At 40.1% G+C, this 15,799-nt stretch carries 13 protein-coding genes; 3 read left to right on the top strand and 10 right to left on the bottom strand.

Going from position 1 to position 15,799, the window contains the following annotated elements; genetic code table 11:
• Window positions 1-35: 35 nt before the first annotated feature.
• From JN11_RS14850 to JN11_RS14815, 8 genes are all read right to left on the bottom strand, one after another.
• Window positions 36-1,376 carry an outer membrane beta-barrel protein gene (locus tag JN11_RS14850; protein ID WP_144913805.1) on the bottom strand — a complete coding sequence of 447 codons (1,341 nt, stop codon included), beginning with the start codon at window positions 1,374-1,376 and terminating at the stop codon, window positions 36-38.
• A 119-nt stretch (window positions 1,377-1,495) separates the two neighbouring features.
• The gene (locus tag JN11_RS14845; protein ID WP_144913803.1) at window positions 1,496-2,062 is read right to left on the bottom strand and encodes a K(+)-transporting ATPase subunit C; all 567 of its coding nucleotides are present in this window, start codon (window positions 2,060-2,062) and stop codon (window positions 1,496-1,498) included.
• A 21-nt stretch (window positions 2,063-2,083) separates the two neighbouring features.
• Window positions 2,084-4,114, bottom strand: coding sequence for a potassium-transporting ATPase subunit KdpB (gene kdpB / locus JN11_RS14840; RefSeq protein ID WP_144913802.1), 2,031 nt, complete (start codon window positions 4,112-4,114; stop codon window positions 2,084-2,086).
• A 16-nt stretch (window positions 4,115-4,130) separates the two neighbouring features.
• Window positions 4,131-5,846, bottom strand: a complete 1,716-nt coding sequence (gene kdpA, locus JN11_RS14835) for a potassium-transporting ATPase subunit KdpA (protein ID WP_144913800.1) — start codon at window positions 5,844-5,846, stop codon at window positions 4,131-4,133.
• Between the two features lie 24 nt (window positions 5,847-5,870).
• Window positions 5,871-5,948, bottom strand: coding sequence for a K(+)-transporting ATPase subunit F (kdpF, locus tag JN11_RS24975; RefSeq protein WP_094573040.1), 78 nt, complete (start codon window positions 5,946-5,948; stop codon window positions 5,871-5,873).
• Between the two features lie 423 nt (window positions 5,949-6,371).
• Window positions 6,372-7,721, bottom strand: a complete 1,350-nt coding sequence (locus JN11_RS14825) for a sigma-54-dependent transcriptional regulator (RefSeq protein WP_144913798.1) — start codon at window positions 7,719-7,721, stop codon at window positions 6,372-6,374.
• A gap of 153 nt (window positions 7,722-7,874) precedes the next feature.
• Window positions 7,875-8,231, bottom strand: a complete 357-nt coding sequence (locus JN11_RS14820) for a DHCW motif cupin fold protein (RefSeq protein ID WP_144913797.1) — start codon at window positions 8,229-8,231, stop codon at window positions 7,875-7,877.
• 21 nt (window positions 8,232-8,252) lie between these two features.
• A complete protein-coding gene (locus JN11_RS14815) occupies window positions 8,253-8,456 on the bottom strand; it encodes a YqaE/Pmp3 family membrane protein (RefSeq protein ID WP_144913795.1) in 204 nt (67 codons plus the stop codon).
• Between the two features lie 168 nt (window positions 8,457-8,624).
• Here JN11_RS14815 and purU point away from each other — a divergent pair, with 168 nt between their 5' ends.
• Window positions 8,625-9,452 carry a formyltetrahydrofolate deformylase gene (purU, locus tag JN11_RS14810; protein WP_211360770.1) on the top strand — a complete coding sequence of 276 codons (828 nt, stop codon included), beginning with the start codon at window positions 8,625-8,627 and terminating at the stop codon, window positions 9,450-9,452.
• 61 nt (window positions 9,453-9,513) lie between these two features.
• On the opposite strand, the gene JN11_RS14805 is transcribed toward purU, so the two are convergent.
• The gene (locus tag JN11_RS14805) at window positions 9,514-10,059 is read right to left on the bottom strand and encodes a pyridoxamine 5'-phosphate oxidase family protein (protein ID WP_144913792.1); all 546 of its coding nucleotides are present in this window, start codon (window positions 10,057-10,059) and stop codon (window positions 9,514-9,516) included.
• A 175-nt stretch (window positions 10,060-10,234) separates the two neighbouring features.
• On the opposite strand from JN11_RS14805, the gene JN11_RS14800 reads away from it, so the two are divergent.
• The gene (locus JN11_RS14800; protein WP_144913790.1) at window positions 10,235-11,425 is read left to right on the top strand and encodes a metallophosphoesterase family protein; all 1,191 of its coding nucleotides are present in this window, start codon (window positions 10,235-10,237) and stop codon (window positions 11,423-11,425) included.
• 88 nt (window positions 11,426-11,513) lie between these two features.
• Here the strand turns inward: JN11_RS14800 and JN11_RS14795 are convergent, their stop codons facing one another.
• Window positions 11,514-12,977 carry a glycoside hydrolase family 30 protein gene (locus JN11_RS14795; protein ID WP_144913789.1) on the bottom strand — a complete coding sequence of 488 codons (1,464 nt, stop codon included), beginning with the start codon at window positions 12,975-12,977 and terminating at the stop codon, window positions 11,514-11,516.
• Window positions 12,978-13,331: 354 nt separating this feature from the next.
• On the opposite strand from JN11_RS14795, the gene JN11_RS14790 reads away from it, so the two are divergent.
• Window positions 13,332-15,770 (top strand): ABC transporter permease, encoded by a 2,439-nt coding sequence (locus tag JN11_RS14790; RefSeq protein ID WP_144913787.1) that lies wholly within the window; start codon window positions 13,332-13,334, stop codon window positions 15,768-15,770.
• Window positions 15,771-15,799 lie beyond the last annotated feature (29 nt).

Here is a 15,799-nt window from a genome sequence, read left to right as displayed (position 1 = left end):
TAAAACGGTCACAAACATAGCAACCGTTCTGGATATTAAAAGCGTACAATCAAGTCCATAGCTGCTGTATACTGATCCTTTTTAGTACCATTATCATATGGGGTTATGCCATCAGCATAAGCACGTTCATATCTGATTTCCGGACGAATCCTGATATAATCATTAAAGTAATGTACAAAACCAATAGTATGACTTGAATACCAGGTTGCATAACCTGTACGGCCAGCTTGAGGATCATCCAAAGCATCGTTACGTATTGAGATATAATCTTTTTTAGATACCAGAATCTGGAAATAGTTTACTGCACCGATAGCATTTTCTCTGCCAGGGATAGGCACACCCGGACCAACACCTGTTAAGAAAGGTTGCGCTGGGCCATTAATCACCGTACCACCTGTAAGGGCATGATATTGCCACATATAATAAGCTTCGGTCATCATGTGGAAGGTTTCGTTAAACTTGTGTCCCCAGGTAGCAACTACCATTTGCAAGTCGTCATGGCCACGAGTATAGTCGCCGTTGCCTAAGGAGTTTATACCACCATAAATTGAGTCGTCATTATCATGTGATACCCAACGGGCCATTAACAAGCCATTAAGCTGGGCTGATTGACTCCAAGGGGCCATATCATTACCGCCATGTAAACCAACTTCCAATTGCCAGTATGAACCCAATTTAAAAGTTGCTTGCACACCTGTGAAGGTATATGGGTCAACAGTAAACATTAAGGAGTGTGAATACAGGTAGTTATCAGTAGCCCATTGTGCTTCGATATCAGCAGGAGAAATGAAACGACCTACTTTTAAAAGCATTCCATCCGCAATTTTAGGAAAGTATATTAAACCATACATCTCGGCAGGGTCAAAACCATATTTGTTATTGTGCTGAAGCAACTGGTTACTGAAATAACCCAACCCTGTTGTATAACGGTAATCTGTACCAAAAATAGTGGTAGATAAGAAGCCGAAAGAAACATGATCAGTTTGAACAGTATTTGGCTGCAAATCAAATTTGATGCCTGCCTGATCCAATACTACACCATTAGGAATTAAATCATAAGAAGTAGGTGCGTTAGAATGTTTTGACGTGCTGAAGTTTCCAGCCGGATCAACCCAACCATAAAACCTGAACCGTGTATTGGTTAAACCCAGTGCTTTTTGCAAAGGATATATCGGAGCAGTTGCATCAGCACCTACCAGTGGCGCTCCATCCCAATCAGAAGTTGGAAAGGGAAGTGATGGCAATGGTGAAGGTAGTGATCGTGCTACTGTATCTTTCTTCACTTTAACTTTGTTAACCTTTGTTGAGTCTTGTTGTGCGTGCACATTTAAAGCAATAGCTGCCAGAGCCACTATTGTTAGTAGTTGTTTTTTCATTAGAAAAGTGTTATTAAATAAATTTTTTAAGCCGTCATGAGTTTGTGTGCTCTCTATTTATCGGGGCTTGGCCCATGACAGCTTTGTTTTTATTATGTTTTTAGATAGATGCAGGGTGATTACTTTTTAAGTTCGTCTAAAGCAACGTTCATTTTTAAAACGTTAACAGTTGGAGGGCCAAACAGTCCTAATACCGGGCGTTCGGTGTTATCGCTGATAATTTTATACAGTTCTGCAGCTGGTATATTGCGGGTTTTAGCAATACGTGGTACCTGAACCTTTGCCGCAGCAGGTGAAAGATCAGGATCCAAACCACTACCTGATGCTGTAACCAGCTCAGCAGGAACTTCGGCACGTGTTACATCCGGATTGTGTTTTAAAAAGGTGTCTATACGAGCACTTACGTCCTTCAAATAATCAGGATTTAAAGGGCCCTTATTTGATCCGGCACCGGCATCAGCCTGATAATTTGCTGCTGACGGGCGTGACCAGAAATAATTATCTTTTGTAAACTTTTGACCAATATTGGCATAACCAACTACGCGGCCTTTGTAGGTAACCGTTTCGCCATCACCATGTCCTGGTGTAAATTTTCCAATACCTGCTATTAACAAAGGGTAAAGGCCTGCTAAGATTACAATCAGTATGATGGTAATTTTAAATGATGGCAACAAATACGTTTTCATTTTATTGAGATTTAATGTTAATTATATTAATATACCAACCATAAGGTCGATTAACTTGATACCGATAAATGGCACAATAACACCACCTAAACCATATATAAGCAGGTTGCGGCGTAATAGTGCGCTTGCACCTATCGGTTTGTATTCAACACCCTTTAGAGCTAATGGTATAAGCAATGGAATAATGATGGCGTTAAAAATTACTGCTGATAGTATAGCTGACTCCGGGCTGTGCAGATCCATAATATTCAGAGATCTTAAAGCCGGTATAGAAACCATAAACAAGGCTGGTACAATGGCGAAGTATTTAGCAACGTCGTTAGCTATAGAGAAGGTGGTTAAGGTACCACGGGTCATCAATAACTGTTTGCCTATTTCCACAATTTCAATCAACTTGGTTGGGTCGTTATCCAAATCAACCATGTTACCGGCTTCTTTGGCGGCCTGTGTTCCGCTGTTCATGGCTACACCAACATCTGCCTGGGCCAATGCCGGGGCATCATTGGTACCATCGCCCATCATGGCCACAAGCTTTCCACCTTGCTGCTCAGCTTTAATATAGTTCATTTTATCCTCAGGCTTAGCCTCTGCAATAAAATCATCCACACCAGCTTTGTTGGCAATAAATTTGGCGGTTAAAGGGTTATCTCCGGTTACCATTACCGTTTTTACACCCATTTTGCGCAGGCGCTCAAAACGTTCAGCAATACCAGGTTTAATAATATCCTGCAACTCAATTACACCCAGTATCTTTTCATTTTGCGATACAACTAATGGTGTACCACCATTTGAAGAGATGTGTTTCACATTATCTTCCACATCAGTTGGGAAGGTATTACCTGCTTTTAATGCAATGTTACGGATAGAATCAAATGCACCTTTACGGATACGCAAACCTTCAGGCGTATCTAAACCGCTAGAGCGTGTTTCGGCAGTAAATTTGATAAATACCGAATCCTTAGGAGCAAGCACCGATAGCTTGCTTGAACCTTGCTCAGCTAATTCAACTATTGATTTACCTTCAGGAGTTTCGTCAGCCAGTGAGCTTAAAACACAGGCGGTAACAAAATCCTGTTCGTTTATTCCAGCAGTTGGGTAAAAGTTGGTTGCCTTACGGTTACCAATAGTGATAGTACCTGTTTTATCAAGCAACAGGGTATCCAAATCACCAGCAGTTTCAACTGCTTTACCTGACTTGGTGATTACGTTTGCACGCAATGCCCTGTCCATACCCGCAATACCAATTGCTGATAATAGCCCACCAATAGTTGTTGGTATTAAACAAACAAACAGGGAGATAAATGCTGCAATAGTAATTGGCGTGTTAGCATAATCACCAAATGGCTTTAAGGTAACGCAAACAATCACAAATATCAGCGTAAAGCCTGCCAATAAAATAGTTAAAGCAATTTCATTTGGCGTTTTTTGGCGTGATGCACCTTCAACCAGGGCAATCATCTTATCCAAAAAGCTTTCACCCGGCTGGGTAGTTACCATTACTTTTATCTTGTCGGATAACACTTTAGTACCACCAGTTACAGATGACTTGTCGCCGCCTGACTCACGGATAACCGGAGCAGACTCACCTGTAATTGCTGATTCATCAATGGTAGCTATACCTTCAATAATTTCACCATCAGTTGGAATGTTATCACCTGTTTCGCAGATAAAAACATCACCCTTTTTTAATTGGGATGACATTACCCTTGTTTCCTTGCCATCAACTAACAAACGGGCAGGAGTTTCTTCGCGGGTTTTACGTAAGCTTTCGGCTTGTGCTTTACCGCGTGCTTCAGCAATTGCTTCGGCGAAGTTAGCGAACAACACCGTAAGGAATAGTACGATGAATACAGTAAAATTGTAGCCAAAGCTCCCTTGTCCTTTATTGGTTAAGGAGAATACCGATACGATCAGCATTACTACAGTTCCTATCTCCACAGTGAACATCACCGGGTTGCGGAATAATATGCGTGGATCCAGTTTGATAAAAGATTGCTTAAAAGCCTCTTTCATTTGGTCGCCCTGGAACAATGTATTTTGATCAGATTTCATGATTGAATTCTTATTATTATTTGATTGAAAAATGTTCGGCAATTGGACCTAAAGTCAACGCTGGGAAGAATGATAATGCAGCAATAATAAATATTACGGCAAATATCATGATACCAAAAGTTGCTGTATCTGTTTTTAAAGTTCCCGCTGATTCTGGTACTGCTTTTTTGCTGGCCAGTATACCTGCTATGGCCACAGGGCCAATAATTGGTAAAAAGCGTCCCACAAATATTACAAGGCCTGTACTTACGTTCCAGAATATGTTGTTGGCTGTTAAACCAGCGTAACCTGAACCGTTATTGGCAGCACTTGATGCATACTGATACAACATTTCGGTAAAACCATGGAAGCCGGGGTTATTTAACCATGCTGATGGTTTTGTTCCCCAATTGATATTAGGAAAATGGATCAGTACATAAGATGCTAATGATGTACCTACCAGAATAATGAACGGGTGCAACAGTGCAATCAATGAAGCGATCTTCATTTCTCGGGCCTCAATTTTGCGCCCCATAAACTCAGGCGTACGGCCCACCATCAACCCGGAGATGAACACCGCAATAATGATAAAGATGTAAAAGTTAAGGAAACCTACACCAACGCCACCATAAAAGGCATTAATCATCATATCAAACATTTGTGCTAAGCCTGATATTGGCATCATGCTATCATGCATGGCATTTACCGAACCATTTGAGGTTACCGTAGTAGTAATACCCCAATATGCTGATGCAGCCGGACCAAAACGAACTTCTTTACCTTCCATTGATCCACCGGGCTGACTAATACCCATATGCGCTATGGCTGGGTTACCACCAACTTCGACCGTTATGGATGGGATGAGCATAATGAGGAAGCCAATAGTCATTACCCCAAAAATCACCCATGAAAGCTTTTTCTTATTCAGATAAAATCCTAAGGCAAATACCAGAGCAATTGGGATCAGGATAATACTGATATTCTCAACCATATTGGTCAGGTAGTTAGGATTTTCAAACGGGTGCGCAGAGTTTGTTCCAAACCAGCCACCACCGTTGGTACCTACCTGTTTAATAGCAATCATGGCAGCTGCAGGCCCACGCGAAACGTGTACGGTATCGCCCTGTAAACCTATTACAGTATCTTTACCTTTATAGCTTGTTGGTGTGCCATTAAATGCAAGGATCACCGCAACTACTATACTTATAGGAAGTAATATCCTGGTGATTGATTTCAAAAAGAACTCCCAGAAGTTACCCAACTTTTCAGTTGTTTTTTCTTTCATTGCTTTAAACACCACCATCATGGCAGCTAAACCTGTAGCAGCACTCACAAAGTGTAAAAACATAAACACAAAGTGCTGTGTAAAGTAAGTAGCGCCTGATTCGCCTGAATAATCCTGCAAATTGGTATTGGTTAAAAAGCTTAATGCTGTATTAAATGCCAGATCCGGTGTTTGATTTGGGTTATTGTCCGGATTTAGCGGTAAATGGCCCTGGAATAACAAACTGAAGAAAGCATAAAATAACCAGATAACGTTAATGGTTAATAATGCTTTTAAATGCTGTTTCCAGTTCATCTCGCGGTGCGCGTCGATGCCACTGAATTTAAAGATGAACCTTTCGAGGGGAGCCATCAAATTGAGCCAGGTTTTTTCGCCTTTAAATACTTTGGCAATATATTTCCCCAGCGGTATGGCCAGGGCTATTGTTGCCAGGTACATAAAAACGACACCTATAATTTCGGTATTCATATTGTTTTGATGTTTAAATAGTGATTAAAATTTTTCGGGTTTGAGCAGTACATAAACCATATAAATAAATACGGCGATGGCAACGATGAATAGTGCTAACATGATGTTTAAATTTTTTCGAAGTAATTAACTGATTTGAAAAAGAGCCAGAACACTACTATGAAACATAGTATATAAGCGATGGTGAGTATTACGTCCATTTTATTTGAATTTTGAAGGGGTATACCAATGCGATGCCACAAAAGTGACACAACTCATAAACAATTATAAATCAATAATATAAATATACTATACGGGTATGCCAAATCAAAAAAAGATAAAAAAAGGCTATCAAAATGATAGTGTTTTATCAATTTGTAGTTGCAGTATCAAGATTATGGAGATTGGAAGGGCGGTGATATCCTGTCACTCATAAAAAATGTTCAAAATGATCGCAGGAGCACCTTGAACGCTTGTAAGAAAACACCAAAATAGCCTGAAAAACATAAATCCTGTTTTCCAAGCTCCTAAATTGAAATTCAGAAATTATTCCAGGCCGTAGTCCTTCAGTTTACGGTATAAGGTAGCTACGCCAATGTTTAATAGGCGGGCAGCTTCGGCGCGGTTGCCATGGGCATGGTTCAATACGCGCTGTATATGAATTTTTTCTATTGATGAAAGGTCAAAAGTAGATAGAGAGCCGTTTGCTTTTACCGGCTGTGGCTCCTGCATTTCGTAGGGCAGCAGGGTTTCGTCCAAAACATTATCATCAGCCAAAATTACGGCACGCTCAATAATATTTTTCAGCTCGCGGATGTTACCCGGCCAGCTGTATGCTTCCAGCTTTTCTACAAACTTATCAGTAAGGCCCGCAAACTGTTTTTTCACTTTCAGGCCAAAGTAATTCATAAAATATTCAGCCAGTAGCCTGATATCTTTCTTTCTGTCGCGCAGAGCAGGCAGGGTAATGGTGAACACTGATAGCCTGTAATACAGATCTGAGCGAAATCCTTCCTTACTTACCTCATCCTGCAAATTGCGATTGGTTGCTGCCAATATCCGCACATTTACCTGTGTGGGCTTAGTATCGCCAATTTTTAAGAATTGTTGTGACTCTAATACCCTTAATAATTTCGCTTGCAAATCGTGGTCAAGCTCACCTATTTCATCCAGAAAGATGGTACCACCGTTAGCTTCTTCAAAAAGTCCTTTTTTGTCTTTTACGGCCCCGGTAAATGATCCGGCTTTATGGCCAAACAATTCGCTTTCCAGTAGCTCTTTGGTAAATGCGCTACAGTTTACAGCAACAAAAGCCTTTGCATGGCGATGACTGGCTTGATGTATAGCCTCGGCAAATATTTCCTTACCTGTACCAGTTTCGCCTAAAAGCAATACGGTAGTATCCGTAAGTGCCACTTTTTGAGCCAGTTTAATAACATCAGTAATGGCATTTGATTTTCCGATCAACCGGTCAAATCCAAACTTGTCATTTAGTTTTTCTTCCAGCTCTGATACCCTGAATTGCAACAGGGCTTTGTCCATCGCTTTGCTCACCAGCGGGATGATCTTTTCATTATCATCTCCCTTAGTAATATAATCAAATGCACCCGATTTGATGGCTTTTACCCCATCGTTTATGGTACCAAAGGCTGTTAGTACAATAATTTCTGTTGATGGGAAACTCGCTTTTATTTGCGCGGTCAATTCAATCCCGTTAACATCGGGCAATTTGACGTCACTGATCACCACAGGAATTGCATCCTGCTGTAATTTTTTCAAGCCCTCTTTACCTGTTGAAGCTACCAACACATCATATCCTTCCAGTTGAAGGATGCGTGCCAGCAGATTTCTCAGGCGTTCCTCATCATCAATAATTAACAGTTTATCTTTTTGCATTTTCGAACGCAAAAATGAGAAAGAATTTCGGAATTTAAGATATGCAATCCCCGTAATGATTAATATTCATCCAAAAGCATTGTAATTTCAACACTTTAAAAATCAAATCGCCTTTAAAAGCCTCTCGGATTGACGTTTAATTTAGGCTGACAGCTATTTTACTTGTTGCTTTAAAAAATCACCGTCGATAATAAGCAATTTAACCCCGGTTGGGGTGATGGACAGATGTGAGCTCAAATTGTCCGAAACCATATAACTCATTCCTTTGCTAAGTTGAAATTGCTCGCCGCTTTCAAGTTCGGTGATAAATCCCCCTTCAAGGCAATAAACAATATGTCCTTTCCGGCACCAATGATCGGCCAAATAACCTTTGGTATACTCAACTACTCTTACCCTTAACCCGCTAAATTGAATTGTTTGCCAAAAGGCTATACCTGTAGAACCTGGGTGGGTTGTTTTGGCAACTTGATCCCAATTAATAACCTGAAACGGTATATTTTCAAAATCCATTTTTTGAGTTAGCTAATAAGCTTAATATCTCCTTCTAACCACGCGTACCATTCTGCGATAACGCCTTTCTTCATAAAAATCATTGGTAACCAATATGGCGTGAATAATCCCTGGGATCCAGAAAAACAAGGTTAAAATAATATTCAAAATAAACGCCCCGATACGTCCTGTAGTCAGTATGGCAATTGGCGGACATAAAAAACACAAAAAGTAGCGCATAATCATTTTTTTAAAGGGTTAAAACCGAAAATTCCGGCTTTTTAATATTGGATATGAATTAATTTATTTTGTTACCAATAAAAATAAGAAAAAGATAAAGCAATCTACCTAACCCAACAAACACTTAATAAACTAAACTCATATATTTACCTCGCTATCATTTTACCAATTATCATGATTATTGTAATTCAGTGTGTTGATCAGGTTGGTTTGGTTGCATCTATAACCGATGTACTGGCCAAAGCACAATTAAACATCGTATCCATGCGTGAGCATGTGGACCAGGCCCAGAATCTTTTTTTTATGCGCCTGGAAGTTACCCATAGCAATGAGCGTGACACCCTGGAACAAAAACTCCGTGCAATTTTACCGCCCGATTCTATCATTAATATTAACCCGCTACCCAACAAAAAAGTGGTAGTAATGGTCACCAAAGAATACCATTGCCTGGCTGACATTCTTATCCGCAACTATTACGGAACACTCGGTGCCACAGTACAGGCTGTAATTGGCAATCATGCTGTACTGGAGGATATTTGTAAACGTTTTGATATGCCATTCTTCCTGGCATCACATGAGCAGATCAGCAAGGATGAATTTGAAGGTAAAATAGCCGCTATAATTGATCAATTTGAGCCAGATTATATCGTTCTGGCTAAATTTATGCGCATTTTATCACCGGCATTAGTGGCTAAATTCCCCATGCGTATTGTTAATATTCATCATTCATTTTTACCGGCATTTATTGGTGCCAGTCCTTATAAACAAGCCTTTGAACGGGGGGTAAAATTAATAGGCGCTACAGCGCATTTTGTATCAAACGAGTTGGATGAGGGCCCAATTATTGCCCAGCAAATTATATCAGTAAACCACTCCTACACCGCTGGCGATATGGTAAAAGCCGGTAAAGAAATTGAAACTGCCGTACTGGCAACGGCCCTTAAACTGGTTTTTGAGGATAGGGTATTTGTTTATAAAAACAAAACTGTAGTATTTGACTGAAGATAAAAACATCCTCGTTAGATTATTTGGACCAGCTATGCGATCAACAAACACGAACCAACTAAAACATCGCAGTAGGCAAGCCATCTAAACTAACCCTGTTCTTTTCAGCTTTGTAACTCTCCAACCCATCTTCACCTTTATTCAGCGCCCATTTTTCGGCATGATCCCTTTCTCCCTCATAGCTGTAATACGGTACACTGAAACCACAGGAAGTTTGTACCATATCCACATCAACCACTATAATTTGACGGGTAGCCAGTACCAGTTTAAAATGAATGGAAAGCTCGTCCCATTCCGCATCACCGGGTAAAATGGTGTAACCGTGTCCGTATAAACGCAAAATATTCGGTGGACCATCAAATGCACAAAACATAAAAGTAATGCGTCCATTTTCAAGGAGGTGAGCTGACGTCTCGTTCCCGCTGCCTATAATATCCATGTAGGCTACTTTATTGGGCGAAAGTATCCTGAAACTATCTGATCCCTTTGGCGAAAGATTTACATGCCCATCAGCTCTTAAAGGAGCACTTGCTACGAAAAACATATGTTGTTTTTCAATGAATTCGGCATGCCTGTCTTCAATATTTTCAAAAAACTTAGCCATAATTCTTACAGGTTTGGTATAATCAAAGTTAATTAATTCCGCAGTTATGTAAAAGATAGATTTAAAAGCAATTGCCACAAAATCGATACACTTACCTAACCTTTTGTTAACCCCAACTTAACATAACCTTGTATTGGGTGCTGTACATTTGCGCTCAATAAATTAAAACGCCCCTATGTCTCCTTCAAAACCATCCAGCTATTTAAAATCACTTCTTTTAATTAGCTGTTCTATTTTTATCTTAATTCCTGTTAAGTCTTTTTGCCAGGCTAAGCCATCAGCAGATGTTGAGATACTGTTTACTTCTGATGCTCACTTTGGCATAACCCGCAAAGCATTCCGCGGCGACTCGAATGTAAAATCGCCTATTGTAAATGCTGCCATGGTTCGCCAGATGAATGCCCTGCCCGGACAATCACTTCCCTCTGATGGGGGTGTTGAAGCCGGCCAAACCATTAATGGCATCGACTATTTAATAGAAGGGGGCGATATAGCCAACCGGATGGAAATACCAATACAAAGCGCCGCTGCATCATGGGCGCAGTTTGAAACAACTTATATGGGCGGCCTAAAACTAAAGAGTAATAACGGTGCGCCTATTAAATTTCTTATAGTTCCGGGCAATCATGATATCTCCAACGCCATTGGTTATTCCAAGCCGATGAAACCGCTTACCGACCCAACATCAATGGTTAAAATTTATAACCTGATGCTGAAACCAACAAAACCAATAACCAACGATGTTTACAATTATGCTACCGATAAGATCAATTACTCCAGAGATATAAAAGGTATCCACTTTATGTTTATTACCCTTTGGGCCGATTCTGCCGAAAGAATCTGGATGGAAAAGGATTTAGCCGCCGTGGCTAAAACTACTCCTGTGATTATTGTTTGTCATGATCAGCCAACTTGCGAGGCCAAACATTTCACCAACCCTATCCCTCCGCATAACATGACGATTGAAAACAAGTTTGAAAACCTTACAGCCGAATATTACAAAGAAGGAAAATCAGCGTCGGAGGATGATGGCTCCACAGCCATTGAACAACGAGGATTTGTGAAGTTTCTGAAAGCGCATCCAAATATTAAAGCCTATTTACACGGTAACTCTAATTGGAACGAGTTTTATACTTATACAGGGCCAGATAATGATGTAGCGCTACCTATTTTCAGAGTTGATTCGCCTATGAAGGGTAAATTTTCAGCAAAGGATGAAACCAAACTATCATTTCACCTGATATCAATTGACACTCAAACCATGAACATGACTGTTAGAGAATGCCTTTGGAATACCAAACCAACTGATCCGTCAGCAAAAATGGTATTTGGCGCCAGCAAGACCATTTCTTTGGTGGTAAATTAATTAGTTTACAAATAATATAATTCCCCATAACAAAAAATGCCGTGGCTTTATAAGCCACGGCATTTTTTGTTTCTTTTTTATTTTCGAGTTACTCAACTACCAATGTAGCAATAGAATGTGCAGGGCTGGTTGTTTTTGCAGCCTTACCTTTTATCCAAAGATAGTAGTCAATATTATCATCAGTTTTATTCATTATCACTACAGCCAGCTTACCATCAGGATTGATATAGGCAGTAGTTAACAGCTTATCTCTGCTTGCATTACTGATAATGCGTTTTGCTCCCGGATGGATGAATTTAGAAAAATGGCCCATATAATAGTAAGAGTTGGTATAAATCAAACTACCGTTGCGGGTATCGGCATGTACCGGGGCAAAGCAATAGTTCCCCACGTGGTTAGGTCCACCATTTTCGTCCAGCAAAATATTCCAGTCGGTCCAGCCTACGGTACCGGCATTAAAATCATTAATCATTGATGTGCCATAGCGCTCACCAAGTGCCCAATCGTTCAGGCGGTTAAAATCAAATTTTTCAACACAGCCTTCAGTAAACAATAGGTGTTTATCAGGGAATGCTTCTGCAACACGCCTGGTACTTTCAAAGTTCATACCGGCACCTGTCCATGTTTCATACCAGTGGAAACCAACGCCCCATATGTATTTGGCCGCCTGTGGATCCTCAAGAATAGTACTTGCACGCTGATAAATTAAATCTCGGTTATGATCCCAAACAAATAGTTTCTTATTACCTAAGCCCGATTTTACCAATGTTGGGCCTAAAAAGTTCTTAATAAAATCGCGCTCATCCTCGGCAGTATACAGACATGATTCCCAAGATTGCGTAGCCATTGGTTCGTTCTGCACTGATAATCCCCATATAGGCATACCTAATTTTTCATAGGTTTTAATAAACTTCACGTAGAAGTTTGCCCAGCTCTGATCGTATTTAGCCAGCAGTTTACCGCCATGCAAAACATCATTATTGCTTTTCATCCAGCCCGGTGGGCTCCATGGGGTTACAAACATATTTAATTTACCACCCGCAGCAGCTATTGCTTCTTTTATAAAAGGGATACGATATTTTTCATCATGGCTTACATCAAATGTTTTTAAAGCAACGTCACCATCTTTTACATAGCTGTAGCTCTCGCTCGAAAAATCGCAGCTTTGAATATGGGTACGCGCCAAAGTATAACCAATGCCTTTTTCCTTGTCGAAATAGGCGGTCATAAATTCCTTTTGTTTATCTTTTGGCAACTTGTAAAATGTTTCGGCAGCAGCATCAGTTAAAGCAGCACCGATTCCCAGCATAGTTTGAAACTTTTTGGATGGATCAACAAATACAGATACTTCTGTTTCTCCAGGTTGAGGTTTATCAACAAAATGAAGGGTTTCGGTTTGGGTGATCCTTTGGTCGGTATTTTTAGCAGTAAGGTATACTTTTACTGTTTTATCTTTAACAGTATAAGGTACAGCCTGCTGTGCATCAGCGCTTTTTGCTGCAAAAATTAAGGCCGCAAAAATAATTGGAGCACTAAATAATTTTTTTTTCATGATGATTAAATATGGAATTAATCCAGGTATGGTGGTTTACTGTGTCAAATCTATTAAAGTTTTGAAAATAAGCATTACTAATTTTAAAATGATGCCCTATCAACCAATTACAACATTGTAACAAAACCGAACACCTGCTGTTCGGATATGCACATTCAAGCACCCCGAAAACAAACATAATTACTTATAAATCAAAAAGTTAAAATAAAGGCACGAATATTATTCACATTCATAATATTTAAATTGACCTATAATAGCCGGATGTTCGCTAAAAAAATATCCAGTTGATTCTATACCCCGATGATCAGGCCATATATCAGTAAACAAATGAACCATTGAACTAACATACTAGCCATGATAAAGAACTATTTCAAAATTGCTTTGAGGCAGCTGCAAAAACAAAAAATGTATGCGGCTATTAAAATTGGCGGCTTTGCATTTAGCATTGCGGCCTGTTTGCTTATTGCTTTATACATCCGTAATGAGCTGAGTTATGATAAATCATACCCGGATACTGGTAGAATTTACCGTATTGTTGGCGAATATAAAAACAATGGCACCATTGAAAAAGGAACCGACTGGCCCGCCCCACTGGCCAAAACGATAAAGGCTGATTTACCAGAAGTTGAGTTATCAGGCCATTTAATGCCTAACAGCCTAATGGGTGCAGGTAGTGCCGAGATAAGACGTGCCGACAAAGCCGAGAATACTTACGAAGACGGCATTACCTATGCCGACCAAAACATGCTCGACATTTTAAAGTTGCCCATGGTTTACGGGAATCGTTCGCATGCCCTGAGTGAACCGCTTACCATGGTGATATCAAAAAAGAAAGCTGACAAATATTTCCCTGGGCAAAACCCGGTGGGTAAGGTGATGTATTTAAATAACGATAAAACAAAACCTTACCGTATTGGCGGTGTAATGGAGAATTTTCCAGAAACATCGCACTTGCAATATGATTTCCTGTTAACACTATCAGGTATGGAGTTTGGTACCGGTGAGCAAAACAACTGGGGTAATTACAACTATCCCGATTATGTTTTACTACACAAAGGAACCAATGTGGCCCGGTTTGAGAAAAAGCTATCGGACGATATTATTAATAATTATCTGCTGCCACTTATGATAAAACAAGGCGTTAAAGGCGCCACTACAGCAGCAAAAAACTTTTCTCTACATGCTCAGCCCGTAACCGACATTAACCTCTATTCGTACGATATTGAGGACGGATTATCGCATGGTGATATTCGTTTCATTTGGTTATTTGGAGCCGTAGCAGGGTTTATCTTGTTGCTGGCCTGCATTAATTTCATCAATCTATCAACCGCAAAATCTGCTAACAGGGCAAAAGAAGTAGGTTTACGCAAAGTCATAGGCTCTTATCGCAGCAGTCTTATTAACCAATTTCTGGCTGAGTCATTATTATACAGTTTCTTTTCTTTTATACTGGGAATGCTTTTGGCCTGGATACTTTTGCCTTATTTTAATATTCTCGCTTCCAAATCTTTAACCATTCCATGGAGTGCATGGTGGCTCATTCCCTCAATGCTTGTATCTGCGTTTATTATTGGTATTCTTGCAGGTTTATACCCAGCATTTTACCTATCGGGATTTAAACCGGCACAGGTTTTAAAAGGATCAATAAGTAATGGCAGCAAAAGTTCGGCATTAAGGAATACGCTGGTAGTGTTTCAATTCGCTACATCTATCATACTTATCATCAGCACCTTTGTTATCTACAACCAAATGCAATATATCCTAAATAAAAAGGTTGGGTTTGATAAAGACCAGGTGTTAGTGATACAAGGGGCCAATACACTTGGCGATGCCAATGTAAAAAGCTTTAAGAATGAACTGTTAAAACTGGGTTCAGTAAAAAGTGTATCTATAAGTGATTATCTGCCTATATCAGGCACCAAACGTAATGGCAATACCTTTTTTAACGATGGCAAAACAAAAACTGAGTCGGGTGTTGGTGGCCAGTTTTGGATAGTTGACGATACCTATTTGAAAACCATGGGCATTAAGCTTGTTGAAGGCAGGAATCTTTCTTACGCCATGTCGGCCGATACACCATATGCCGGATCGATCATTATTAACCAAACGATGGCGAAAAAATTAAACCTTAAGAATCCGGTTGGCAAAAAAATCACCAATGGCGCCACTTTTATGGTTGTTGGTGTTGTTCAGGATTTCCATTTTGAAACCATGCACGATCAGATTGGCCCGCTTGTACTTCATCTTGGCCTTAGCCCATCCATCGTAACGGTAAAAGTAAACACCTCCAACATGAAAGCCACATTACAGGCCATCACTGCAACATGGAAAAGTTTTTCGCCCAACCAACCTATCCGCTATACATTTATGGATGAAAGCTATGCCAACATGTATGCCGATGTACAAAGAATGGGGCACATTTTCACTACCTGCGCAGTGCTGGCTATTATTATTGCTTGTTTGGGTTTATTTGCCCTATCCGCGTTTATGGCAGAGCAACGAAGCAAGGAGATCGGTATCCGTAAAGTGCTTGGTGCAACTGTTAGCGGTATTACCACACTTTTATCAATCGATTTTGTAAAATTGGTGATACTGGCCATCCTTATTGCCTCACCCATAGCCTGGTGGGCCATGAATAAATGGCTACAGGGCTTTGTTTACCACAGTAGTATTCAATGGTGGGTATTTGTTCTGGCCGGATGTGTTGCCTTAACCATAGCGTTGTTAACGGTAAGCTTTCAATCTGTTAAAGCCGCATTGATGAACCCTGTTAAAAGCCTAAAAGCAGAATAAAGTGAAATGACCAAATTGGAAAGATCAAA

The sequence above is a fragment of the Mucilaginibacter frigoritolerans genome (assembly GCF_007830615.1).
Lineage (GTDB): Bacteria > Bacteroidota > Bacteroidia > Sphingobacteriales > Sphingobacteriaceae > Mucilaginibacter > Mucilaginibacter frigoritolerans.
This window is presented reverse-complemented; position numbering and strand designations above follow the sequence as displayed.